This is a genomic window from uncultured Microscilla sp. (genome assembly GCF_947493425.1).
Classification (GTDB): domain Bacteria; phylum Bacteroidota; class Bacteroidia; order Cytophagales; family Microscillaceae; genus Microscilla.
On the sequence record NZ_CANLRP010000015.1, the window covers coordinates 1 to 25,588 of the forward strand.

At 41.2% G+C, this 25,588-nt stretch carries 19 protein-coding genes; 10 read left to right on the top strand and 9 right to left on the bottom strand.

The genetic code is table 11. From position 1 onward, the window contains the following. The 3 genes from Q0954_RS06370 to Q0954_RS06380 all read right to left on the bottom strand — a co-directional run. A partial coding sequence (locus Q0954_RS06370; RefSeq protein WP_299455113.1) for a helix-turn-helix domain-containing protein occupies positions 1-399 on the bottom strand: 399 nt, incomplete at its 3' end. A 158-nt stretch (positions 400-557) separates the two neighbouring features. After that, the gene (locus Q0954_RS06375) at positions 558-1,031 is read right to left on the bottom strand and encodes a nuclear transport factor 2 family protein (protein WP_299455115.1); all 474 of its coding nucleotides are present in this window, start codon (positions 1,029-1,031) and stop codon (positions 558-560) included. A 256-nt stretch (positions 1,032-1,287) separates the two neighbouring features. Further along, positions 1,288-1,530: a hypothetical protein gene (locus Q0954_RS06380; protein WP_299455117.1), complete on the bottom strand. Its 243-nt coding sequence runs from the start codon at positions 1,528-1,530 to the stop codon at positions 1,288-1,290. A 449-nt stretch (positions 1,531-1,979) separates the two neighbouring features. On the opposite strand from Q0954_RS06380, the gene Q0954_RS06385 reads away from it, so the two are divergent. The 7 genes from Q0954_RS06385 to Q0954_RS06415 all read left to right on the top strand — a co-directional run bounded on the left by Q0954_RS06385 (position 1,980) and on the right by Q0954_RS06415 (position 14,809). Continuing rightward, positions 1,980-3,689 carry an AMP-binding protein gene (locus Q0954_RS06385; protein ID WP_299455119.1) on the top strand — a complete coding sequence of 570 codons (1,710 nt, stop codon included), beginning with the start codon at positions 1,980-1,982 and terminating at the stop codon, positions 3,687-3,689. A gap of 378 nt (positions 3,690-4,067) precedes the next feature. Beyond that, on the top strand, positions 4,068-9,284 hold the full coding sequence (locus tag Q0954_RS06390) for a gliding motility-associated C-terminal domain-containing protein (RefSeq protein ID WP_299455120.1): 5,217 nt from the start codon (positions 4,068-4,070) through the stop codon (positions 9,282-9,284). A gap of 157 nt (positions 9,285-9,441) precedes the next feature. Beyond that, positions 9,442-10,398 carry a WG repeat-containing protein gene (locus Q0954_RS06395; protein ID WP_299455121.1) on the top strand — a complete coding sequence of 319 codons (957 nt, stop codon included), beginning with the start codon at positions 9,442-9,444 and terminating at the stop codon, positions 10,396-10,398. Positions 10,399-10,468: 70 nt separating this feature from the next. Further along, positions 10,469-11,206 carry a DUF4129 domain-containing protein gene (locus Q0954_RS06400; RefSeq protein WP_299455124.1) on the top strand — a complete coding sequence of 246 codons (738 nt, stop codon included), beginning with the start codon at positions 10,469-10,471 and terminating at the stop codon, positions 11,204-11,206. A gap of 5 nt (positions 11,207-11,211) precedes the next feature. After that, positions 11,212-12,678 carry a DUF4350 domain-containing protein gene (locus Q0954_RS06405; RefSeq protein ID WP_299455126.1) on the top strand — a complete coding sequence of 489 codons (1,467 nt, stop codon included), beginning with the start codon at positions 11,212-11,214 and terminating at the stop codon, positions 12,676-12,678. Positions 12,679-12,812: 134 nt separating this feature from the next. After that, positions 12,813-13,577, top strand: a complete 765-nt coding sequence (locus Q0954_RS06410) for a helix-turn-helix transcriptional regulator (protein WP_299455246.1) — start codon at positions 12,813-12,815, stop codon at positions 13,575-13,577. Positions 13,578-13,945: 368 nt separating this feature from the next. Further along, positions 13,946-14,809, top strand: coding sequence for an NAD(P)H-binding protein (locus Q0954_RS06415; RefSeq protein WP_299455128.1), 864 nt, complete (start codon positions 13,946-13,948; stop codon positions 14,807-14,809). A 78-nt stretch (positions 14,810-14,887) separates the two neighbouring features. Here Q0954_RS06415 and dnaJ read toward each other — a convergent pair whose 3' ends face one another. The 3 genes from dnaJ to Q0954_RS06430 form a co-directional block, all read right to left on the bottom strand. Continuing rightward, a complete protein-coding gene (gene dnaJ, locus Q0954_RS06420) occupies positions 14,888-16,051 on the bottom strand; it encodes a molecular chaperone DnaJ (protein ID WP_299455131.1) in 1,164 nt (387 codons plus the stop codon). A gap of 16 nt (positions 16,052-16,067) precedes the next feature. After that, complete coding sequence (locus Q0954_RS06425; protein WP_299455134.1) at positions 16,068-16,673, bottom strand: nucleotide exchange factor GrpE; 606 nt, start codon at positions 16,671-16,673, stop codon at positions 16,068-16,070. Between the two features lie 550 nt (positions 16,674-17,223). Beyond that, complete coding sequence (locus Q0954_RS06430; RefSeq protein WP_299455135.1) at positions 17,224-19,446, bottom strand: LysM peptidoglycan-binding domain-containing protein; 2,223 nt, start codon at positions 19,444-19,446, stop codon at positions 17,224-17,226. Positions 19,447-19,792: 346 nt separating this feature from the next. Between Q0954_RS06430 and Q0954_RS06435 the strand changes: the two genes are divergently transcribed. Both Q0954_RS06435 and Q0954_RS06440 read left to right on the top strand, forming a co-directional pair. After that, positions 19,793-20,545 (top strand): ABC transporter ATP-binding protein, encoded by a 753-nt coding sequence (locus tag Q0954_RS06435; RefSeq protein WP_299455137.1) that lies wholly within the window; start codon positions 19,793-19,795, stop codon positions 20,543-20,545. 112 nt (positions 20,546-20,657) lie between these two features. Beyond that, positions 20,658-21,386: a glycosyltransferase family 2 protein gene (locus Q0954_RS06440; protein ID WP_299455140.1), complete on the top strand. Its 729-nt coding sequence runs from the start codon at positions 20,658-20,660 to the stop codon at positions 21,384-21,386. Between the two features lie 36 nt (positions 21,387-21,422). On the opposite strand, the gene Q0954_RS06445 is transcribed toward Q0954_RS06440, so the two are convergent. Both Q0954_RS06445 and Q0954_RS06450 read right to left on the bottom strand, forming a co-directional pair. Further along, positions 21,423-21,980 (bottom strand): hypothetical protein, encoded by a 558-nt coding sequence (locus tag Q0954_RS06445; RefSeq protein ID WP_299455143.1) that lies wholly within the window; start codon positions 21,978-21,980, stop codon positions 21,423-21,425. Beyond that, positions 21,958-22,842, bottom strand: coding sequence for a hypothetical protein (locus tag Q0954_RS06450; protein ID WP_299455145.1), 885 nt, complete (start codon positions 22,840-22,842; stop codon positions 21,958-21,960). Before Q0954_RS06450 ends, Q0954_RS06445 begins: the two co-directional genes overlap by 23 nt. A gap of 127 nt (positions 22,843-22,969) precedes the next feature. Between Q0954_RS06450 and Q0954_RS06455 the strand changes: the two genes are divergently transcribed. Beyond that, positions 22,970-24,493, top strand: a complete 1,524-nt coding sequence (locus Q0954_RS06455; RefSeq protein ID WP_299455148.1) for an AAA family ATPase — start codon at positions 22,970-22,972, stop codon at positions 24,491-24,493. A gap of 189 nt (positions 24,494-24,682) precedes the next feature. Here the strand turns inward: Q0954_RS06455 and Q0954_RS06460 are convergent, their stop codons facing one another. Further along, the gene (locus Q0954_RS06460) at positions 24,683-25,441 is read right to left on the bottom strand and encodes a patatin-like phospholipase family protein (RefSeq protein ID WP_299455149.1); all 759 of its coding nucleotides are present in this window, start codon (positions 25,439-25,441) and stop codon (positions 24,683-24,685) included. Between the last annotated feature and the right edge of the window lie 147 nt (positions 25,442-25,588).

Consider the following 25,588-nt stretch of genomic DNA (forward strand, 5'->3'; position numbering starts at 1 on the left):
CATGCCTACCTTGTGCATCCAGACTCGTACCCGACTGGGGCTTTTCTTTATACCTGTCAGTTCCTCAACCTTGGCAACTGCTGCTGATACAGTCGACACAGGGTTATTCTTAAAATATTCTAGCAAGCTGTCTTCCCAAGAAGCCAATTCACTCTGTCTGCCACAAAAGTTTACTTGGGTTAAGCCAGACAAACCTCTTTGTTGGTAAAGCTTGATGGTATTGGTAACTGTGTTACGACAAACATCCACCTGTGAAGCAATTTCTCCACGGCGAAGTTGCTTTTGTGTAGCCAAAAGCAAGATGATTTCTGCGCGCTTCTGAACTGTTATTAGAGGATGATTATATTTTTCGTACCTTAGTAACGGAATTTCTTTTACTGGAACTTCTAAAGTAAGCATATATATTGTTTAGCTTGAGAACTTTACAATTAATGCTTACTTTTTTATTTGCACAAATCCTAACGACGCAAAGTATAACAACAAAATAGCCGATCAAAGTTCAGGTTAAATAAACTTAGATCGGCTATACCGGGGATTTTAGTCAAAAGAAATACTAACTATTTTTTATGCTTATGGTATACTTTAGCTACAATTCGCCAGCCGTCATCGTATTTGTACAGTGACAAATAATCGGTATACACTAGTTTTCCCTTTTTATACAGTTCTACTTTTGCCGAAGCAGTATTTCCGGTTACATCTACCATAGGAAACTTATGCGTCCACTTGTTTTTTTCCGGGTCGAAATCTGGCTTGGCTTTTCTCTTTTTTACTCCTGCCACCCACTTGTCAATCGGGTAGCGACGAAGCTTATCTTTACTACCTTGGCTAAAAATGGCAAACTCAGGATGAAAACCTTTGGCCATTGCTTCGGGGTTTAGCTCATTGAACGCCCCGTGTATATATGATTTTAAAATGTGTTGCTTTACCTCTGCTTTTTTAGTTGCATTGTCATAACGTAGCTTGGTAAAGGCCAGCAAAGGCACGATAGCAATCATTGCAAATAGGGTGATCCAGCTTTTTTTGATATACATGGTTTACAAATTAGGTTGGGTGATTTAATGAATTGTTTATGAAATTAATAGTCCACCGCTTTTTTGGTTTGGTTATCCTTTTTGTCAAAATACAGTTTGTTATAATGAACTCAACGCAGTTAAACAGACTGAAAACTTACTCCTGGCAAAGCTTTGGACTATTGTAAAACTAACCATACCGTTACTACTTTGCTTGGGTTTTAGACCAAATGCGTGACTATGCACCTCAAAACAGCTCAGGCAATGATTAACGGCATCAATAGCCTTGCAACACTTTATAAAAATCTTCTTCCATGGTCTCAAAACGAGCCAAAACTTTTTCAATAAACTCGGTATCCTGAGCGATTTCACGCACCTCGGCTTCGCCCGTCACATCCATTTCGCTTATTTTATAAGTTTGTTCCAGGTTATTTTGCTCAAACTTGAGTATGTACTTTTGGTTCATAGTCAAAAGCGTGATACTACACTTAGGGTGGGGTATATTATCGATTAATCTCATATTTTGTTTACTAGTTTTAGAGTAGATATTTGTTTTTCCAAACCCTGTTTTTACTATTTTAAATGAGCCATTCCTTTATGAATAGCAATCCACCATTGAGGTTGCTCAAAGTGCCAGCATTTGTACCAAACAATATTTTTTTTAAAAATAAATAAATTTTTCTTACCCAACTATTCCCATAGCTTTTACAGAGTAGGATTGTTTTTTACCATGATGACCACTTTAGGTACAGATGTAACTAATGGATTTAAAATGACTGATAGTCAGCAGTTTAAACTTTTTCTAGTGTTTTATGTTGTTCTTGTAATATTAAGCTTTTTGAATATTTTGCTGATATAAATAAAATTTTATTAAATGATCGGCAAATAAGCTTGGTACAAAACAATCTTTGTTTTGAATTATTTATTAGATAGATTTGTAAGAATATTAGAAAAATTGGCATTAATTATATGGATAAACAGTCGACTACACTTGAAAACAGCAACGCCTCTACCTCAAACCAGCAGGATATTAAATTATTGATTGAATACTTCTACGATTGGGAGCAAAAACGCCCTAATGAAGTATATTTGAGGCAACCTAAAGGTGATACCTGGAAAGAGTATACCTGGGCCGAGGTAGGAAACCAAGTAAGACGAATGGCTACTGCCATTCAAGCCCTGAACCTACCCGAACGGAGCAATATAGGCATTGTTTCTAAAAACTGTGCACACTGGATTATGAACGACCTTGCCATTATCATGAGTGGGCACGTATCGGTACCTTTTTATCCCACGCTTCAGGCAGAACAACTCAATCAGGTAATGACCCACAGTGAGTGTAAAATACTCTTTGTAGGTAAACTGGATGATTGGGAAGGAATGAAAGCAGGAGTGCCCGAAGGAGTTCATTGCATTGCTTACCCTAACAGCCCCTCAGAAGCCGATGGTTTTGATAAATGGGATGACCTGACAGCCAAGCACGAACCATTGCAAGGCAACCCAGTGGCCGACCCTGATGAGCTGGCTACTATTATATATACTTCTGGTACTACTGGCATGCCCAAAGGAGTAATGCATAGCTACCGCACCGCCATTGCCCCTATGTCAGGTGCTACCCCTATACTTAAGGTAGGTTCTACCTCTGATCGTTACTTTTCTTATTTGCCACTTTGCCATATTGCAGAACGCGCCATTGTAGAAACTGCCAGCTTGTACTCAGGCGGAACAGTGTCTTTTGTGGAGTCGCTTGATACCTTTGCCAAAAACCTACAAGATGTAGCGCCTACTCACTTTTTGGCGGTACCTCGTATCTGGACCAAGTTTCAGTTGGGTATCTTAGAAAAAATGTCGCAGGGTAAGTTGAATGTTTTGCTAAACATTCCAATCATCTCAAGCATTGTCAAAAAGAAAATACGTACTGCCCTTGGACTCAACAACACCAAATTGTTACTCACTGGAGCAGCACCAATGCCCTCTACTTTAATTGCCTGGTACCAAAAGTTAGGCATGAATATTCGCGAGGCGTATGGAATGACTGAAAATGGTGGATGTTGTACTGTAACGCCTGTCGATGAAAACAAATTGGGGACAATAGGCAAGCCATATCCAAACTGTGATATGAAAATAGAAGAAGGCACAGGCGAGATTTGCATGCGTGCTCCTTGGGTAATGACGGGGTATTACAAAGAGCCTGAGATTACCAAAAAAGTGTTGAAAGAAGGAGGATGGTTACATACCGGAGATCAGGGAGAGTTTGATAAGGATGGTTTCCTGAAAATTACTGGAAGGGTAAAAGATACTTTTAAGTCTGCCAAAGGTGAATACATTGTACCTGCCCCTATCGAGGCTCAGTTTGCAATAAACAACCACATAGAACAAGTATGTGTGTTGGGGCGTAATTTGCCACAGCCAGTTATGTTGGTTGTATTGTCTGAGATAGGACTACAGGCACCCAAAGCAGAGGTGACCGAAAGTATTGCCGAAACACTGACCGAGGTAAACGCAACACTTATAAACTATGAGAGGCTTAATAAACTTGTGGTAGTGTCGGAACCCTGGAGCGTTGAAAATGGTATTTTGACTCCCACACTCAAAATCAAAAGAAATATATTGGAAGCCCATTACCAAGACCAATTGTTGAAATGGTATGAGCTAAAAGATAAAGTTGTTTGGGAATAAATTTCTCAAAATGTTTGTTGTATAAATATTCTGAAAAAACCTGGTAATCTTTTGTTATCAGGTTTTTTTTATGTTGTAAGGGCAAAAAAAAAAGAGACTGTAATTATGGTAATTACGCCTCTCACTTCTTTTTAAAGTCAGTTTTTAAGATTTGGTGAAATAGTAGTTTCGCTTTTTATATTTTTCTTTGAAAAAGGTCACCCTCTTCCAGTGTTTTTTTTTGATATTTATCATTTACACACATTTACTCCCTGAATAATATCATTATTATAAGAGTTTTCTTAAATTAATTGGAACATTCAATCCTTTACTTACCGTTTAAGGGTTACAATAGATACTTATGACACCTGTATTTAAATGTACACCAACCAATAGTACATGTTACGTTTAAAAATATTCATTTTCGCCTTTATACTTCCGGTACTCTCGCTCCAGGCTCAAAAACAAGGAAATATCTGGTATTTTGGTTTTGGCGCCGGGCTTGATTTTAACCATACACCACCTACCGCGCTCACCGACGGAAAATTGATTACAGATGAAGGTTGCGCCACTATTTGTGACAACGATGGTAAACTCTTGTTTTACACAGATGGTATCAAGGTATGGAATCGTTTTCATCAGGAGATGCCCAATGGCACGGGGCTATTTGGAGATCCATCGGCTACCCAATCGGGGGTAATTGTTCCTTACCCAGGAAACTCAGATTTATATTATATTTTTACGGTAGATAATAACCTGGGGCAGTATGGGTTTGCCTACTCGATGGTAGACATGACCAAAGAAACCGGGAAAGGAGATGTGGTAGTCAAGAATGTACCCATGTTTACCCCATCTACCGAAAAAATTACTGCCGTACAACACGCCAATGGTACCGATGTATGGGTCATTGCCAAACCTTGGGATAACAACGAGTTTCACGCCTACCAAATAACAACTCAAGGGCTCCAAACCCAACCTGTCATTAGTTACTCCGGGCTCATCCACTCAGGCTTTATATTCAATACCCACGGCTACCTCAAGGCATCGGCTATGGGAAACAAACTGGCAGTAGCCATTGGTACAGAAGGAATATGCCAGTTGTTTGACTTTGATAACAATACTGGAGCAGTGTCTAATCCGGTAACTATAGATAACCTTGAGTATGCTTATGGGGTAGATTTTTCGCCAGATGGCAAAAAATTATACATTAGCCGAAGGTATCATTCTGATGTTTACCAATACGACATATCTAATCATAACCAATCAGCCATTGTCAACTCGTTGGTAGTTTTGCCTACCTTCTACAACATTGGCGCATTGCAACTAGCTCCAGACGGTAAAATTTATTGCTCAAAATACGGTTATTCTCTTGATGTAATCAACAACCCCGACGGTAAAGGCAATGCCGCCATTTATCAAGAAGATGGCGTCAGTCTCAACGGCAGAGTAGGCTCTTTGGGCTTACCCACTTTCGTGCAAAGTTATTTTAACACCATTGCTTTTACTTTTGACAAAACCTGTAAGGGACAAGCTACCGAATTTACCCTTACAGATACTGTAGACGTGCTCGAAGTAAACTGGAACTTTGGCGACCCGGCATCTGGTGTGATAGCCAACACTTCAATACAACGAAAACCTACGCATGTGTATGCCACCGCAGGCACCTATTTTGTTACGTTGGTCATTACCTACACCAATGGAACCCAAAAAACATTTGAGCGCTTTGTGGTCATTACCGACTCTCCTCCTAAAGTAGACCTGGGGCCCGATCGAATACTTTGTGACAAATCTTTGTTATTGGATGCTACTGACTCCAGCGCTTTTTCTTACGCCTGGTCTGATGGCTCTACCCGTCCGTTTTTGATAGTAGATACAAAGGGAACCTATTGGGTAGATGTCACCAATAGCTGTGGTACTACTCGTGACTCTATAGACATCAATGATCCTTCTTTTACGCTCGACCTGGGACCTGACCGGGTCGTATGCCTGGGCGACACAGTTAACCTGAATGTATATACCCCAGGGGCTACTTATGAGTGGCAAGATGGCTCTACCGACTCGGTATATGTAGTGGCCGATGAGGGTGTGTATACTGTACGAGTAACCAAAGACGGATGCACCCAAACGGACAATATTAAAGTATCGGTTATTAAGATTGAATTGCCTTCTTCCAATGTAGTGTTGTGTAAAGACCAAACACTAAGGTTGGATGTATACCAAAATGTACAAGGAGTAAACTTTACTTATACCTGGCGCAAAGTAACTGACCCCTCTACTGGAGCTACTACAGTAGTAAGTACTGACTCAGTATATACCATTACCCAAACTGGAGAATATACCGTGAGGGTTGCCGGAGGAGGATGTGCCGCTACTGGAAGCATCAATGTAGGAATTAATAACACCCCACCTCCTACTGTAGACTTGGGCAAAGATACCGTACTTTGTTTTGGCGCTACCCTCAAGTTAGACGCCACATTGTTGGGGCAAAGTGCTACCTATCTTTGGCAAAATGGTTCTACCGACCCTACTTACATAGCAAGAAATGGAGGACTGTATTATGTAGATGTGACCAGTGGTGGTTGTACTACCCGCGACGCGATCAATATAACGATAGAGTTTCCCTTACCATTGAACCTGGGCAAAGACAGCACTGTATTGTGTGACCCAGTCAATGGATTGCCTTTGGTAGCTTATAACCCCAGGGCAACGGCTTATTTATGGAACGATGGCTCTACCAATGACAGCTTGATTGTAAAGCAACCAGGTACTTACTGGGTCACCATTATGTCAAATACGGGCTGTATTAGCCAAGATACCATCCTAATTATTGACCAAACCCAACCTCTGACTCCAGTAAGTTTAGGAAACGATACTACTTTGTGCAGTGGGCAAACTTTGTTGTTGGATGCCGGAAACCCCCAAGCCAATTATTTATGGCAAAATGGTTCTAGTGACAGGTACCTCAATGTAACTAATTCTGGCAAATACTGGGTAGAGGTAACCAATGGTTGCCAAACAGAAACCGATACGATCAATGTAACTTATATACAAACTCCGGTGGTAGATTTTGGAACGGACAAGGTGCTGTGTGCTGGCGAGCCTATCAAACTGGATGCAGCACAACCTGGTGCTACCTATTTGTGGCAGGATGGCTCTACCGACTCAGTTTTTGTGGTCAATACTCCAGGCAAATACTGGGTAAAAATAAATAGAGGCAAGTGTGCAGTAACCGATACCATTGACATAGACTTTACCATTCCGCCTGTCACTAACTTGGGCAAAGATACTATTTTGTGTGACGGACAAAATCTATTTTTGGATGTATACACCCCTGGCGCTACTTATCTGTGGCAAGACAGCACCACCAATCCTTATTATGAAATTACCCAAAGTGGTACTTATGCTGTACAGGTGTCTATTGGCGACTGTAAAAAAACTGATACAGTAGTGGTGTCATACCCTGATGCCAACTTTAATCTGGGCGATAGTACCATTATTTGTACCAGTGTTCCTTATACCCTTGATGTAACGAATCCTCACCCATCAGCTACTTATTTGTGGCAAGACGGCAGTACCAATCCTACTTTTACGGTGTCGGCGGTAGGCTGGTATAAGGTAACGGTCAGCCTGGGGCGTTGCTCCTCTACCGACTCGGTATACATTGACATTGCCAACCCACCTCAGGTAAATCTGGGTAAAGATACACTGGTATGCAATGGCTTACCGTTGTTGCTTGATGCTTTCAATCAGGGCGCCACCTACGAATGGTCAGATGGGTCTAAAAACCCCACCCTGACAGTCACCCAAAGTGGAATGTATTGGGTGAAAACTTCTATAGGACAATGTAGTGTAATTGACACCATCAATGTAACCATATTTAATGTAGACTTTGGCTTCGGGCGCAACTTGATGGTGTGCCAAAATGAAGCAGTATTTTTAGATGTATTTGTGCAAGGGGCTACCTATGAGTGGAACACCCCCGCCGATCGTACTGACCTGAATAAGTATAAGCCTTTTAAAAATGTTACCCAACCTGGCACTTACTGGGTAACAGTAAAGCTGGGAGGTTGCGAAAAAACGGATACCATTACTATAGAACACGCTGTTCCTCCGGTGATCAATTTCCCTACCGATAGCTTGACCATTTGCCAGGGCGACTCCATTGTCTTAAATGCTTTTAATAAACTTGCTGATTATATGTGGCAAGACGGTAGTACCAACCCTACCTACACGGCACGCAATACTGGGTGGTACAAAGTGGCGGTGTCTATAGGGCAATGTGTACGTATGGACTCCATGTATGTCAATGTACTCCAAAAAGCTTTTAGTTTCGATCAAGATACTCTACGTCCTTGTACTGGCTCATCGGTTTTGCTCAATGCCTACAATGTAGGGGCTACTTACTTGTGGGATGACGGTTCTACCCTTCCTTTTAAGGTGGTTACCCAAAATGGTTGGTACAAGGTAGAGGTCTCATTCAAGGCTTGTGCTGTTCGCGACTCAGTATTTATAGAATACACCAGCCCTCCATCTGTCAACCTGGGTGCCGACCAGGTTTTATGCAACGATGAATCTTTATTACTGAATGCTACTTCTGCCGGAGCAACCTATGAGTGGCAAGATGGCAGTACCAACCCTACCTTTACCATTACCCAGTCGGGTAAATATTGGGTGGCAGTTAAAAAAGGAGACTGTATTGTAAGCGATACTATCAATGTAGAATATCGTTTGGTAGGTTTTTCGCTGGGGCAAGACCGGGTACTATGCGAGGGAACCACTGAGTTTATTGATGCTTATCAAGTAGGCGCCACTTATGTATGGCAAGATGGCTCTACCAAACCCTATTACTTTGCCGATAAGGTAGGTACCTATTGGGTAGACGTTACTTTTGGCACTTGCTCGGTGCGCGACAGCTTGCAAATATTGCCTCCTGTGGTTGATTTTGGTGGCGCAGAAACCAGTGTATGTGCTGGGCAAACTCTAGTATTGGATGCTACCTTGCCAGGAGCACTGGGGTATGTATGGAGCGATGGCACCACCGATGCTACCTTGAGCGTAACCAGTGCAGGTACTTATTCTGTAACTGTTCGGTTGAACAACTGCGAGGCAACAGGTAGTATTAAGGTAAGTTTTATAACTCCTCCTGACGCCAGCCTAGCTACCCGCAACGATACTATTTTGTGTACAGGAGGTTCGCTGACCTTACAACCCAAGGCGGCCATTGATGGCATCAATGCTACTTACTTGTGGAGCGATGGCAGTACCAACCCTACCCTTACTATTACCAACCCTGGCTTATATTGGGTAGCAGTAACCGAAGGCATCTGTACTGCCCGTGATACGGTAGTAGTAAACCGTGCCAATTGTAACTTGTATGTACCCAATGTGATTACACCCAATGGTGATGGTAAAAATGACACATTTAAAATTCCAGGACTAGACCCATCCGGCTGGAAACTCATCATTAGTAACCGTTTGGGCAATGTGATTTACCGAAGAAATGACTACCAAAACGATTGGAACGGAGGAAGTGCCCCCGCAGGCTTGTATTTTTACTCGCTTACTTACAAAGACACTGGAGTGAGTTATAAAGGGTGGATAAAAATTATGAAGTAACCAAGCTTACACCGATTGAAGCAGACCAAACAGTGTACTATTGTTCAATACTTGCTGTGAAGACTCATTTTGAGTAAAATCTCTGGACAGATGACCTTCAAGTCTCTACATTATTGTTAACTTCCCGTTTTCAAAACATAACCTATACTCACCTTTCATGAAGAATATCTTACTTTCTCTGTGTTGGTTTGCTTTATTGCCTTTATTTGTGCAGTGTGGCGGTGCCAAAACGAAAAAAGCCCAGCAATTAGAAGAAACCTTGGACAAAGCCAATAGCGCATGGGCAAAAAACGATTATAAAAACGCTCAAATATATTATACACAAGCTGCCAAACTAAACCCCAAGGATGTATACATCCAAAAACGATTGACAAGCATTGATTCTATTCTGGCCAACCAAAAGTTGGAAAAGAAGCCCATGGTAAAAAAAATATTGCCCGTAAAAGAATACGACTTTGAAGACAGTTTTTACGGGGGCTTTGCCAAGGTAAAGCAAGGCGATAAGTGGGGCTATATAAACAGGGAAAAACAAGAAATCGCTGAGCCACAATACGACGAAGCCGCCCACTTTAGCCACGGGTTTGCCAGGGTGTCGGTCAAAGATAAGTACGGGTTTATAGACACTAGCGGCAAAGAAATAGTAAAGCCAATAAAGTACGAACAAGCGGGTAAATTTGGTAAAGAAGGACTTGCCTTTGTAATGAAAGAAGATAAATATGGTTATGTAGATACTACTGGAAAAGAAGTGATAGAACTGAAGTATGATTGGGCAGGAAACTTTTCTGAAGATCGCGCCAAGGTGTCCTTGGGCAACAAGTTTGGCTTTGTAGATGCCAAAGGCAAAGAGGTAATTCAGCTGGACTACGATGCGGTACGTAACTTTAAAGATGGAGTAGCTGCTGTATGGAAACAGCGCAAGTGGGGCTTTGTAGACATCAATGGTAAAGAAGTAATTCCTTTTAAATATGATCGGGCAGAAGACTTTCGCCTGAAAAAGTATAAAAACAAATACAATCAGGAAAAAGAAGAGATGCTTGCTTTGGTAGTACTAAATGGTCAAACATTTTTTATCAACAAAAAAGGTAAATGTGTGGTTGATTGTGACGAAAAGTGATTCAGCCTTCTTTTTTTGGCTAAAAACCTTAGTTTTGTAAGTATATCATCATTTTAACGCACAATATATATTGTCTTATTCACTCAAAATATACGGTATACTGTTCATAAGCTTTTGGCTTGCTGTATTGGGGCGGGTAATGGCGCAAGACAGTACCACAAGTGCCCCTCAAAAAGTGCCTACTTTTGACAAAGCTAAAATTCAAAAGTACAAAGATGATCCACGCTTTCAGTACAAAGAAGTACAGAAACCTGCAAGCCCCTCTGCCCTTTACAGACTCAAAGAGTGGCTATGGCGTAACTTCTGGGAGCCATTGAGTGACCCCGACAAACACCCGATTGCAAGTAAAGTGTATTATTTATTAATTGCACTGATTCTGTTGTATGCGATTCTTAAACTCATCAATGCCGATTTGACGGGAATATTTCGGAGAGAGCCCTCCAATAAAATTTCTTTTACCGAAGTGGATGAGAATATCCATGAGATGAATTTTGCCCAACTGATCAAAGAGGCAAAAACTAAACAGAACTACAGGCGTGCCATTCGTTTGCTATATCTCCAATCGCTCAAAAAATTATCAGACAAAAGGTTGATTCACTGGGAAATAGACAAAACTAATCAGGAATATGTGCAAGCACTGCAGGGCGACTCACTGAAGTCAGACTTTCAGGAACTGACAGTGAGGTTTGAATACATTTGTTATGGAGACTTCCATATAGACCGCAATTTATTTACACAAATAGAGCCTCTGTTTGAGCAGTTTAATGCGCGTATAAACCAAACCAGGTCCAAACCAACCCATATATAAATGCTATGAAAAAACAGAACTCAGTATTTATGTTGTTGATTGTGGTCATACTAATGATACTTATGTTTGCCGAGTATGCCCAACCCAAACGTATTAACTGGAACCCTACCTACGCTTCTAGCGACCAAAATCCTTATGGCGCCTATATATTGCACCAAGAACTGGCAGAGGTGTTTCCTGCCCAAAAAATAGAAACTAAAGAACGTACTATTTACGAAAGTCTCAAACGCGATTTTAAGGCACGTACTCACCTAGCACAAGGTGATGTAAACTACCTCTTTATCAATCGGTTGTTTGACCCTAACCCAACTGATTTTAGAATACTAAAAAAATTTGTGAACAATGGAGGAGAGGCTTTTATTTCGGCCAGATTGTTTAACAAAGCTGTGGCAGACGAGCTGGAGATTAAAACCAGTTACTTTTTCTTAAACACCAAAGATTCAGTATCATTAAAACTCACTCCCCCTCACCCTTTTGCCAACCAAACCTACTATTTCAAACCAGGGACGGTTACAGAGTATTTTGAAAAATACAATAAAACAAAGTCAAAAGTATTGGCAGTCAACAGTCGCAACCAACCCATATTGATTAAGTACCCCCATGGCGACGGTCATTTTTATATCAATACTACGCCATTGGCTTTTGCCAATTATCATATGGTGTTTAACAACAATGCTCATTTTGTGGCAGGTATACTTAGCTACTTGCCCAGGCAAACAGTGTTTTGGGATGAGTATTATAAAGAAGGGCGTATTCATGACAACAACCGATTGCGCTTTGTATTTAGCCGAGAGTCGTTGCGTTGGGCCTTTTGGCTAACTGCGGTAGGTTTGTTGTTGTTTATCATTTTCGATGGACGCCGCAAACAAAGGGTCATTCCTATCATCAAACCTTTGCCTAATACCACGCTGGATTTTACCAAAACTGTAGGGCAATTGTACTACCAACGACGCAACCATAAAAACATCGCAGAAAAGCGTATTACTCATTTTCTGGAGTTTGTACGCACCCATTTATACTTGTCTACTGCCCAATTTGATGATGATTTTTTGAATAAACTTGCTGCCAAAACCAACGGTGATCGACGCGAAATAGCCACCCTGTTTAAACTGATTAAACAAGTAAAAGCCAAGTCGGTTATTTCTGATACCCAATTGTTGTACCTGAGTAGCCATATAGATAGGGTAAAGGCTGCTTACGAAGGCAAAGACTTGAGTAAAGTAGAAGAAACCAAAGCCTCGAAACAATTTAATAATCACATTATTTTTGGCATTTTTTGGCTCTTAATGGGCAGTGCAGCGGCATTGTCTTATATTATGACTTCAGGTGGTGATATGCTGTACCTGTTTTTAGGCGTTGTGGTGTTGGGTATTGTACAAATTGCCTTTGGAACATCGCAACAAGCCAAAGAAAGAAGCAACCGAATAAGGTTGAGTAGGGGTAAAAAGCCTTTAAAGCAACACAGTTTATAATGCCCCCTCTATAGACTTATGAACAAAACCAGGCGATCATCGACCATATTCCAAACATATCGTTTCTTGAAAAACCCCTTAGACCTAAAGGTTTTGAGCTTTTATCGTTAGAGGAGTTATTTGCCCACCCCCCCATCAACCACGACCCTTATAAACCTCATCGGCTTGATTTTTTCGCCATATTGATCATTAATCAGGGAAAAGTTTGTCATTATCTTGACTTTACAACTTATGTTTTGTGCCAAGGTGATTGTTTGGTGATTTCGCCAGGGCAAGTACACGCCTTTGATCCCCAATCAACCTACAAGGGGCACCTGTTGCTATTTACTGAAGCATTTTTGCTTAAGTATGTAGCTCAATCAGCATGCGTCAAAATAGCCCAACTGTATAAGTGCCCCTTAAGCTTATCTTTTTTTAGTTTGCCGGAAAGCTCAAAACTAGTGACCACCATCAGCCAAGTCTTGATGGATACCGAAAAATTTGCTCAAACCGATATTATTGGGGCACACCTATCTATTTACTTGCTCAAGCTTGTTCAGCTTAACCAAACACAAGCATTGGTTTATCGTTATGGCAGCAATTATGAATTATTCAACAGGTTTAACCAACAAGTGACCCAATACTTTCACCAAAGTCGCAATGCTAAAGATTATGCCCTTGAGTTGGCAGTCTCTTACAAACACTTAAATGAAATATGTAAACAATTTACCCAAAAAACTGCCAAGGCATTCATCGACGATGTAGTAGTATTGGAAGCACAACGGCAGCTGTCATCCACGACTAACTCTATCAAAGAAATAGCCTTTGCCTGTGGGTTTGATGAACCTACCAATTTTTTAAAATACTTCAAGAAGCATACTGGTAAAACCCCTGCCAATTTCCGGGCTAAATACCCATAGGTAATACATTTACCATAGAAACACATCCTTTTACCTTTATTGCTCTTGGTTTTTGCCTGACCTTTGTACCTATACAAATGAGTCTTTAACAAATTAGGGAGCAATTAAAAAATAGGATACCCTTTCTTTGCTAGCTACTTTATTCTGAGACACGGCACTTTTTAAAGTCATAGCAGAGCTACGGTTGCAAACTGAGGCTACAGCTTTGCTGTGCCGAGTTTATAAATCCCCCGAATCAAGTTCGGGGTTGTGAACTGAACTTGTTTCGGGGCTCTGCCAAAGGCTAAAAGTAACAAAGTCTCGGGGCAAAAGAGCAGCTACAAAATGGGTAGGTTATTTCTTGTTTGATCCCTTAACACCTGTAAGATATGAAAATAGCCGTAACTGCCGCCAGTGGAAAATTGGGAACCGCCATAGTAAAACAACTTATAAAAGATATAGGCAAAGACAATGTGGTAGGAGTAGCCCGTACCCCAGCAAAAGCCAAGCATTTGGGGGTAGAAGTAAGGTCAGGTGACTATAATAGCCGTGAACAGTTCGATATTGCCCTTAAGGGAATAGATACAGTATTGATTATATCGGGAATGGATGTGCCTGAAAAACGCATAGCACAACATCGTAATATTATAGAAGCAGCCAAAACCAATGGGGTCAAGAAAATAGTATATACCAGTATTGTAGGTGAAGAAGCAAAAACCGCTTTTAGCCCTGTTGTAAAGAGTAATCGCCAAACAGAACAGGACACCCAAAATTCGGGGTTAGATTGGGTAATAGGGCGAAATGGTCTATATATAGAACCCGATTTTGAGTACCTTGAGCACTACATCAAGGCAGGTGAGATAGCCAATTGTGCAGGAAATGGTCAATGTGCTTATACCAGCCGTAGCGAGCTTGCCGTTGCCTATAGCCATCTGCTACAAGAAGAGCAGCACAATGGTCGTGTATATCACCTGGTGGGAGAGCCTATTACTCAAACACAACTTACCGAATATATTAATCAGGTGTTTGGTACCAACCTATCTTATCGGCCTATGACTACCAAAGAGTATTTACAAGAACGTAAAACGGCTTTAGGTGATTTTATGGGAACAATCATTGGTGGTATTTACAATGGAATCCAACAGGGAACCTTTAACCCTGAGTCTCAATTTGATCAGGCTACTGGCAGACCTCACCTTTCAGCCTTGGCAATGGCTCAGGCTTTCAAAAAAGCACAAGAAGCCCTGGTGTAAGCGCACCACCTGCATAAAACAACAAAGCCTGAAGTTGTATTCACTCCAGGCTTTTGTATGCATAAATTTGCTTCACCTTTACCCCTGAAAAAACTCTTTCATTCTTTCAAAAAAGTTTTTATCACTTTTCTTAGGGTTAGGCGTAAAGTTTTTAGCATCACGCAACTTCTCTAAAAGTTCTCGCTCCTGCTTGGTCAGGGTTTGTGGAGTCCATACATTGATATGAATCAACTGGTCGCCCCTGCCGTACCCCTCAATGTCTTTGATGCCTTTTCCGCGTAAGCGCAGTATTTTACCACTTTGGGTACCAGGTTCTACTTTGATCTTTGCCTTACCATTAATCGTAGGCACCTCTACCGATATACCCAGCGACACATCTACAAAGCTTAATTGCAAATCGTAAATTACATCAGTACCACGTCGGGTTAGATGCTCATGAGGAGTTTCTTCTACTACAATCAATAAATCGCCTGGCACACCGCCACGAGGGGGTACATTTCCTTTACTCGACATAGACAACTGCATACCCTCGGTCACCCCAGGAGGAATGCTCACTGGTATTACTTCTTCTTCGAGCTGGCGACCTTCGCCACTACAGGCACCACATTTTTCGTTAATGGTTTTCCCCTCTCCATTACAGGTAGGGCAAGTACTGCTAGACACCATTTGCCCCAGCATAGTGTTCACTACCTTGCGCACCTGACCAGAGCCATTACAAGTACCACAGTTGTCTAGTGATGAACCATTTTTGGCACCATTTCCGCCGCAGGTCTCACAATTGGTATACCTTTTTACTTTTATTTTTTTATCTACACCCTCAGAAATTTCTTCCAGAGTAAGTTTAAGCTTAATACGAAGGTTAGAACCACGGCGAGCACGTGCTCCTCCCCTGCCTCTTCCGCCACCGCCAAAGAAGCTGTCAAATGGGCTGCCGCCACCGCCACCTCCTCCAAAAATATCGCTAAATTGAGAGAAGATGTCATCCATATTCATTCCTCCGCCGCCGCCAAATCCACCAGCTAAGCCCTCATGTCCAAAACGATCATAACGCTGACGTTTTTCATCGTTGTTGAGCACATCATACGCTTCTGCGGCTTCTTTAAACTTTTCTTCGGCTGTAGAATCTCCTGGGTTTTTATCAGGGTGATATTTGATTGCCAGCTTGCGATAAGCCTTTTTAAGCTCATCTTTAGCAGCTCCCCTGCTTACGCCCAGCACTTCGTAATAGTCCCGTTTAGACATCTTTTTGTTGTTTTTGTTAGCTTCCCACTACTACTTTTGCAAATCTTACTACTTTGTCATGCAAGTAATAGCCTCGCTCAATTTCATCAATCACTTTACCTTTTTGGTCGTCGCTCGGCGCGGGCACTTGTGCAATAGACTCATGTTCTTCTACATCAAACACCTTTCCGATTGCCGACTCCATAGGTTTTAAGCCTTTATTTAACAAGGTCTTGCCAAATTTATCCTGAATTAGCTTCACCCCTTCTTTGATTGCCTCTTTGTCTTCTGCTTCTTCAAATGCTTTGAGCGCACGATCGAAGTCATCAAGAATAGGCAATAAATCTTTCAATAAACCTTCATTCGCCAATTTTATTTGCTCAATTTTTTCTTTGGCAGTACGTCGGCGGAAGTTTTCAAAATCGGCATACAAGCGTACATATTTATCTTTAGCTTCCTGTACTTCAGCCTCAAGTTTTGCTTGTGTATCTTCTTGAGGTTGGGCACTCGCTTCGGTATTAGTTTCGCTTGCGTCAGCACTTGTTTCTTCTGTAGCATTTACCTGTGCTTCCTGCTCTGTCAAGTTTTCACCATTTTGGTTGGTAGTGGCAGGTTCTTTCTCTGATTCTGAATTGTGGGTCATAACAACACTCAGTTTAATTCGTTTTAAGTCGGTTGCATAAAAGTCAATTTTTTTGCCAAAACCTGATTTATGACAAGTTGGCAGTCGCTCCATCTCCCTCATATATAGCCTCAAGGTATAAGCAACAAGTCACAAGTCCTTAGATACCGATGCATATCGGTGTCTGAGGCTGTCTTGCCAGCAATTATCGTTTTTCTTAACATGCGGGCTATTAAAATCGGCAGACAGAAACTTTTACAGGGACAAACTTCAAATCCTTAGATGCCGATGCATATCGATACTACAAGTCGCAAGTCCTTAGATACCGATGAATATCGGTGCTATACCCTCCGTAGAACTCATCACAGCAAACTGCCCCGATAAATAGGGTTTAGAAATAGATTCAGTCCATAGGCAACTGACAAATCCATAGCACATTCGTTTTCAGCAGATTATAAATTAGTTAGAAGCCAGCGCCACAGTCTTTCTTCTACTCGCTTTTAAATCAGGGCTTTTTTAGCAATTAAAAGCACTACCCTTGTCTCAAGAAAAGCTATATAAATTTAGCCGGCTAGTTTTGTAGGGGCAAAATCACCGTGTATGCCTTGTCGTTGGGTGTTTTCCAGGTTTTGAGCCACTGGTTATACTTACGCAACAAAGCAAGGTCTACCCTTTTTGTACGGGCAATCTGCTGTAAAGTGCTTCGGTTGCGTAAAGTAAAGTGTTTAAGTCGAGTAGGTGTGGCAATATAACGGCTAAGCGGCTGCTCAAACACTAACTTATGGGCAAGAAAACGCCTAATATACCAGTGCGTATTTCCATCAATTGTCATCATTTTCACTTTAGTTGGGCTATAGTTTACATACAAGCCTTCAAGGTACTCTTGGGTACCCGCAAAGCCTAGGTTATAGGACAAAAGCGTGTACATCCAGTTTTTGAAAAACAAGTGGTTTCGGTTCAAATAACGCGTGGCTCCATTGGTAGCTGTTACTATGTTTAAACGCTCGTCTACATTTTCATCTATTTGTATACCTACTTCCAACGCTGACTCTTCTTTAAACTGCCAATACCCTACAGCATTTGAGCTTGACACTGCATTGGCAATGAGCGAACTCTCTAAGATAGGCAAAAACCTAAAGTCACTGGGGATGTTTTCTTTACGAAGAATTTTTTTTATGATGGGCATATATACCTGAATACGCTCTAGTTTTTTCTGAAAAAACCTGGGGTGGCTCCTCAACTGATTCACTTCTGACTGGATCAAACGCTGGGCATAATCAGTAATTTTTAACTTTATACCAGCTACATACATTACCGCAGGCACATGAGGCGAGTTAGGTGCAGCCCTTTCCACCCTTCCGTGTGGCTTGGTGTTTACTGGTAAATGAGTCATGCTGGCAACCCCGTGGGCATGAGCAGGACGGATAAGTAGTTTTTTACCCGCAAACACGGTGTTATTCCTCATTTTGTTGAGGGTTCTTAATTTAGTGACTGATACGTTGTATTTTTTTGAAATTCGATAAAGGTTATCGCCCGATTGTACTGTATGAAATATTGCCGGATTTTTGTTGACAGGTACCGGACTGTAGGTAGTCAGTTTTCTGCCCGCCAAACGATGTTGAGGGCGGGTTTGGGTGCTCTTAGCGTATTGCCTGGTATGGTGTTTTTTGTAATTATTGGCCAGCAATTGGGTATGTTGCGAAGCAATTTTCAGGTGCCTGGGCACCGACATATACAGTTGTTGACCTGCACTGAGTTTGTTACTGTGTAGCCCGTTCCACTGCTTTACCTTATCTATGCTTACCCCATACAAACGTGAAATGCTATAGAGCGTTTCACCCCGACTTACCCGGTGTTTTATCTGACGATTTGCCAGAGGTTTGGTTGCCCTTGATGTGGGTGAATAACGCATCACAGAGGCCTTGGCGTAGCGTTTGGTGTGGGTAATTGCGTGAGAGTTGCCACTAGGCGATCGGGTAGGCATAGGGATAATCACATGGTATTTTCTACCATTGGGTATTACCCGCCCCCTAAACCAGGCATTGTAGTGTTGCACCGAGGCGGCTGGCAAACTAAACTCTTTGCCAATATGGTTAAAAGTTTTGTTATTAACCAAGTCATATTTGATGAGCGTCACTGCATATTGTTTTTTCTTGCTCAATGCACTGCTGTAGACACTCCAGGTAGCCAAAAAATTGACCAAGAACATAGGGGTATTTTTGTCAAGTCGCAAGGTCTTGCTGTGCTGTGAATAGTGATGTCGCAAAAAACGTCGAATTTGGTAAGATGACATTTCATAAGACAACAAAGTTTTGACCCAATGTTGGTTACGTTGGTATTTTTTACGAAAGTAAATTGCCAAAGCGTGGCTGGTCATTACAACATTGAGGCTTTCGTCTAATTGAGCTCCTACTCTGAGTCCCAGGAGAGGTGCCATTTCATGAGCATTTGCCCAAAACTTAATACTGTCTTGCAGTGGATTATTGACCAAGGCAAGGTATTTAAACGCGGCAGGTATTTTCAGAGGTCGCAACTCCTGATTAACCAAGGGTAGGTATAAACTTGCCAATGGTACTTGTTTTGTCAGGAAATAAGGACTAGCCCTGATTTGTTGTGCTTCTTTATTTACTTGTTGCCTGGCTCGATAGCTTAGTTCAATTCTAATGTCACCTATGCGAAAAGAACTCTGAATGGGTGTTGCCTGAGTTTGGTGAACAATGCTACAATAAAATCCCAATAAAAAGGTAGCCAACACCTTTTTAAAAAATGCCTTTAGAGTTAAATTTTTAGTCATTTTTGTTTAAATAAACCAATTTTGTATGATAGATCGTATGCGCCTGATTGAAGGATGGTTGTATAGCTTGGAGTGAAATTTTAAATTAAGTGTGATTTGGGTTAGGCATTTGTTAATATTACATTTGAACACACTATTTTAAGCCTTAAAATAGAATAAATCTAAAAAATAAAGGTGATTTTACCAATAATACTTAAAATAGACGATTTTTGTTGGCTATACAATGAAACACTTTAGCTAAAATCAACATTGGGTGTAGTAAGTTTGAGTATATCTACTCAATGATGCCATTGTTTTGGCTTACCAAACGGCGTTACTTACTTGTTTTTAACTCAGAAAATTCATTATGATAGAAATAGAAAATATTACCAAATCGTTTGGCGATAAAGATGTATTGAAGGGCATTAGTGGGGTATTTGAGCAGGGCAAAACCAACATGATTATAGGTGCCAGTGGTACCGGAAAAAGTGTATTACTTAAATGCATTGTAGGATTGTTGCGCCCCGATGAAGGCACAGTTAGTTTTAACGGACGGGAATTTGCCCGTGGCAATAAAGATCTTCAGCGCGAAATTCGACGCGAAATAGGCATGCTTTTTCAAGGAGGTGCTTTATTTGACTCTAAAACTGTAGAAGAAAACGTGATGTTTCCGCTGGACATGCTCACCAACGAATCGCGTAGCGACAAACTCGAAAGAGTACATTTTTGTTTGGAAAGAGTAGGACTGGAAAATGCCGCAAAACGGATGCCCTCAGAGATAAGTGGAGGCATGCAAAAAAGAGTAGGCATTGCCCGCTCTATTGTAATGAAACCAAAATACTTGTTTGTAGACGAACCCAACTCAGGGCTCGACCCACTCACCGCTATTACTATAGACAACCTCATTCACGAGATTACCACTGAATATAATATTACAACTATTATAGTATCGCATGATATGAATTCGGTAATGGAGATTGGCGAATATATTATGTTTTTGCATGAAGGATATAAAGTTTGGGAAGGGAGCAATCAGCAAATAACTAAAGCAGATGTAGACGAACTCAATAACTTTGTATTTTCAAATAAGCTATTGCGTGACTTGCGTCAACACTTATAGTACACTCCACCTTAGGAGGGGGGTCCTCTTCAGGCCAAAGCTTAAGGTGAATTTAAATTCTCAGTAGAATCTCAGGTAAACTGTATGGAACTTTTTACCTGACTTTAACATTTTGGAGGTGAACAAAAAAACAAGAAAGCGGAAAGATCAAGTGAAGCCAAATATTATCGTAATAATACCAGCTTATAACGAAGAAGCCTCTATAGCCAAAGTAATTGCCGATATACCCAAGGGGTTGACAGAGGAGGTAATTGTAGTAAATAATAATTCAACTGACCACACTGCTGAGGTGGCTCAAGCCGCTGGGGCAACCGTGCTCAACCAGCGCCAACAAGGATATGGAGCGGCTTGTCTGAAGGGCATTGCTTATGCAAGAGAAAAAAAAATGCCGCCAGAGATTGTAGTATTTATCGATGGCGATTACTCTGATTTTCCTCAGCAAATGCCCGATATATTGGCACCTATTATAGAACAAGACATAGACATGGTGATTGGCTCACGGGCATTGGGAAAACGACAAAAAGGAGCCATGATGCCTCAACAGATTTTTGGCAACTGGCTTGCTACCCGGCTCATTCGCTTGTTTTATGGTATGCGTTTTACCGATCTTGGCCCTTTCAGAGCCATTAAGTTTCACAAATTGCTGGCCATAGGTATGAAAGACGAAGACTACGGCTGGACTGTAGAAATGCAGCTTAAAGCCGCCAAGTATAAACTAAAAGTAACCGAAGTACCAGTAGATTACAAAAAACGCATTGGCGTGTCAAAGGTAAGTGGTACTATTAAAGGTACTTTTATGGCAGGCTATAAAATACTCTGGACTATTTTTAGGTATTTGTAGATAAATCCAAGACACATTTAACTCTTACCATTTTTTTTAGAAAGAGTCCAAGAAGATGATAGGTGAGTTTTTTTTTCGTATCACAAGAATCTCACTTGCAATCGGAGGTGTTTTTTTGGCATCCGCAGGGTCGTAAATAAATTTAAAATCACCATAACGGATAAAGTCAACAATATAATCTCTATAAAAAGGGTATCTATGTTGATCATACTTTTTTCTTTTTACCTCTTCTTGGTTTATTTGTAAAAAAAGACCTTGCAAATCTTGTGATGCTATGACTTTTTCAGGTCTTGAAACATAGAAGTCAAGAGTGTCACCCTCAAGTATTGCTACCAATTTACTTTTATATTCCTTTTTTTTCAACCCATTGATAGGCACAAGCAATGTAGAGTCAGAGTAATTGATAATGTATCCCACCAAGTTAACTTGTGGAGGGATGATATTATTTACAAGACTATCTTCCTCATAACTATCTACTTGATTTTGATAAATCATTATCATCACTTGCCCCTTTTTGACCTGACTACAACCAGCACTCGTCAAAAAAATAACAACATAAAATAAAATTATTTTAACGTTTCCTTTGTACTTCATATTTTTTTGCCCTTTCTAAATAATCTTTTCTAAAAGATGCTGGTACTTTCTTCCAGGTTGAATGATTTCTTTGCAAGTCATACGCCTTATAGTGAGTGCCGTTAGGGTCATATTCTTCTTTGTCATTAAAGCCAAACCCCTTCACTCCATGACCTAGAAACTCATGGATTCCCAATGTGTTTTGCGCACCTGATACTGTATTCAAGTCTGCATTCACAGAACCACTCCTGGCTACAATTGTCACTTTGATTACACCAGTTCCTTTATCTGTATAACCTTTATTTCTAGGAAGCCAGAGAGCTGAATCTTTTCTTCTATCTGTATTTGCTACCCCTGCACCTCGAGAGGGGTTGTTATAACCTCCAGGCTTCAATTTATAGTTGGTGCTTTTACTGGACACAACCGTACCATTATTTACCGACAGTTCACCGTTATGCAATAGTTTTATGTTAACTTCTGGCATAGCTGCTATAATAGGCGTATATATTTTTGAGATGACTTGAGATGAAAGCTTTGTGTTATTAATAAGCGTAGCAAAGCCCAAAAGATAAGCTGCTGCTTGTTTAGGCGAGGTAGCAATATCTTCAAACCATTGTGTTCCATATCTTTTTTGTGAATGAGCCCTGGCTTTAGTAATAGTTTCTTTTTCTACAATTTTTATATAATCAGTTTTACCATCACCACCTTGTGTTATATAATTTCCGGCAGAGTCATAATATCTATCAGACAACCCACTCTTGCTATCATATTTACCAAAGATGTTTGCCGACCTAAACTCAGAATGCCTGCTGTCTTGTCTGGCTAATGCAGACCTCGCCATATCTTCTTCATTGTGCACCTTACTCCCCATCACATTCATCATCCTACCCACAGCTTTCGCGTCCTTCGTACTCGAACGAGTGGCGTATTCCTTTTCTAACTTTGTTTGTCTTGACCGCATAATGTAAGTATATTGGGGTGGTTTGAACTTGTATCAAAATACGAAAAAAATGGAGGATTCGACCAATTTTGAGGAGAATTATCAAGTCTTGCAACACGAGCTTGCCTGGGCGGGTAATGTGTTTCAGCAGCAATTGCAGGCAAATGCTGCTATATTACTGGAAAGCAACTCATTGTTTGACCAAATAGCCGCAGAAGAAGACTGGAAACTGACAGAGGTAGGCGAAGCCCTGACCGACGAAGAAATTGCCCAACTCTACCGCCGCTATGGGCAAAGCGATATCCCCATTGAGCCTATACCCATGCCCGACTTGAATCAGGGCACAGGAGCTTATGCTGAGCTTATTCGCAAATTTGATTTTGACCAAACCGAACGTTTAGTGCTTGCTCTGGCACTCTATCCCCATGTATTACCCGATGTACTCGACCACTGGGTAAAAGCCCTCAAAGATAACATTGCTCAGTTGCCAGGTAATATTGGGCTTGCCTACCCTCACTTTTTGCCTACAGGCAAAACCGCTTTATTTTTATTGGCAGGGTTTGACTATCAGCAACAGCTCTTGCTTCAGCACCAACTATTTGCCCCTGGTCATCCATTTACCCAGGCAGGTATTCTTGCTTTGGGCAAAGTGCCTAATGATGAACCCACCATCAATGGTACGCTGGTAATGGTCCCAGAATATTTGCACTTACTTACTTCAGGCAAGCCTTATCGCCCCGCATTGAGCCATCGTTTTCCAGCACAGCAATTGACCACCCAACAAAGCTGGAAAGACTATGTTTTGCCTCCAGGTACTCAGGCTCAAGTAGACGAGTTGCTCGCCTGGACCACACACTACCACACACTACGCACCCACCCATCATTTGGGACAGATAACAAGGGCTATAAGTGTTTGTTGTATGGACCATCAGGTACGGGCAAAACGATGTTGGGCAGGTTATTGGCACAAAAAACTGAGAGGGAAGTGTGGCGAATTGACATTAGTCAGATGGTAAGCAAGTTTGTAGGAGAAACATCAAGAAAAATTCGCCAGGTCTTTGACACTGCCCGGCATTATGATCATATTTTATTTTGTGACGAGGGTGAGGGCTTGTTTTCTAACCGTAGTGCCTATGCCAGCACTGCTCAAGATACTTATGTAAACCAAGAGGTGGGCTATTTGCTTCAGGCAATGGAAGATTACCCTGGCATTTTGCTGGTAGCTACCAACAACCTCCAAAACATAGACCAGGCTTTCATGCGTCGGTTCAACACCTCTATTCAATTTCGTTACCCCAATAAGGCTTGCTTGCTACAGCTATGGCAAAAGGCGTTGACACCTTTTGAGCTGGCGCCTGGCATTGACTTGTCTTTCATTGCTCACACTCAGGCAAAAGCCAGCCTATCGCCCAACGAGACGCGTTCCCAACCCGTTACAGGAGCACAAATTATGGCAGTTAAAGATTTTTTGGGTATTATGGCACTCAAGCGCAATCACTGGAAAGTATCGCCTGACGACTTGTTAGAGGCCTTGCAACAAAAGCAGTTTTCTGTGAAAAATTTACGCCCGCAATTGTTGGGCAAGGTGCATTAACAGATACCAACAACATCGAGGAGTCAATAAATAAGCTGTACCTTCTAAAATGTGAGCCGTATTTTTTGTAACCAAGGAACAAGTTATAATTAAATATAGCCAAACAATGTGGTGATGACTAACCCCTGCTATCTATGAGCAAGATTATAGTACCAATATATACCTAATCTATCTGGACAGAACCACTACTTATTTACTAGCCAACACCCCCATTATTTCTTCTTGCATTGCCATCGTATGGGCATATCCTGCCTCAAACATTTCGTCTACTCTTTTGAGCTCAAAAGTAGTATAGTTACCAAGTGCGGGAGGTTCTATAAATACATCACATTGCTTGATCTGTGATTGCATACCTTTGTGTCCAATCATAATCATAGTACGTTCCAGCACTTTTCGGGTAGACTTTATTGGCTGTTCTATATCTATAGGATTGCAATGTACCCCTATACGAAAATCACAGTTTTTGATAGGTTCAGCAGGCATATTATTTACCAGGCCACCATCTACCAACACTCGGTTGTTGTAATGAATGGGGCTAAACATGACAGGAATACAAGACGATGCCATTAATGGTAATACTAGGTTGCCTTGGGTAAAATACACCAACTCGCCAAGGTGAATGTCAGAAGCAGCCACTGTTAAAGGAATTTTCAGTGCTTCAAACGAGTTGTGAGGCAAGTACTTGAGTAGCAAAGGTTCAATTTTTTCGATGTTGAGCAAACCACGGCTAAACTTGGGGCGGACAAAACGTAATAGTTTTGCTGATTTTAGTATTTCAAGGGTTTCTTTAGGGGCGTAACCCTGGGCATACATGGCTCCCATGATAGAACCAGAGCTTACACCTACAATTTGATTGATTTTTATACCCATTTCGTCCAGCGCCTGCAATACGCCCAAATGCCCTACTCCACGCAAACCTCCCCCTGACAAAGTAATGCCTATTTTCATTGTAATATTTTTTAGTTAATAGTTGAATCAGTAGTTGATAGTCTTCACAAGGACAAGTCTTTAGAATACCAACCATCAATTACTGACTATAAGAAATCAACGTAATTTTTGGCAAAAAAAATAGTGTAAAACCCTAAAGTTTTACAC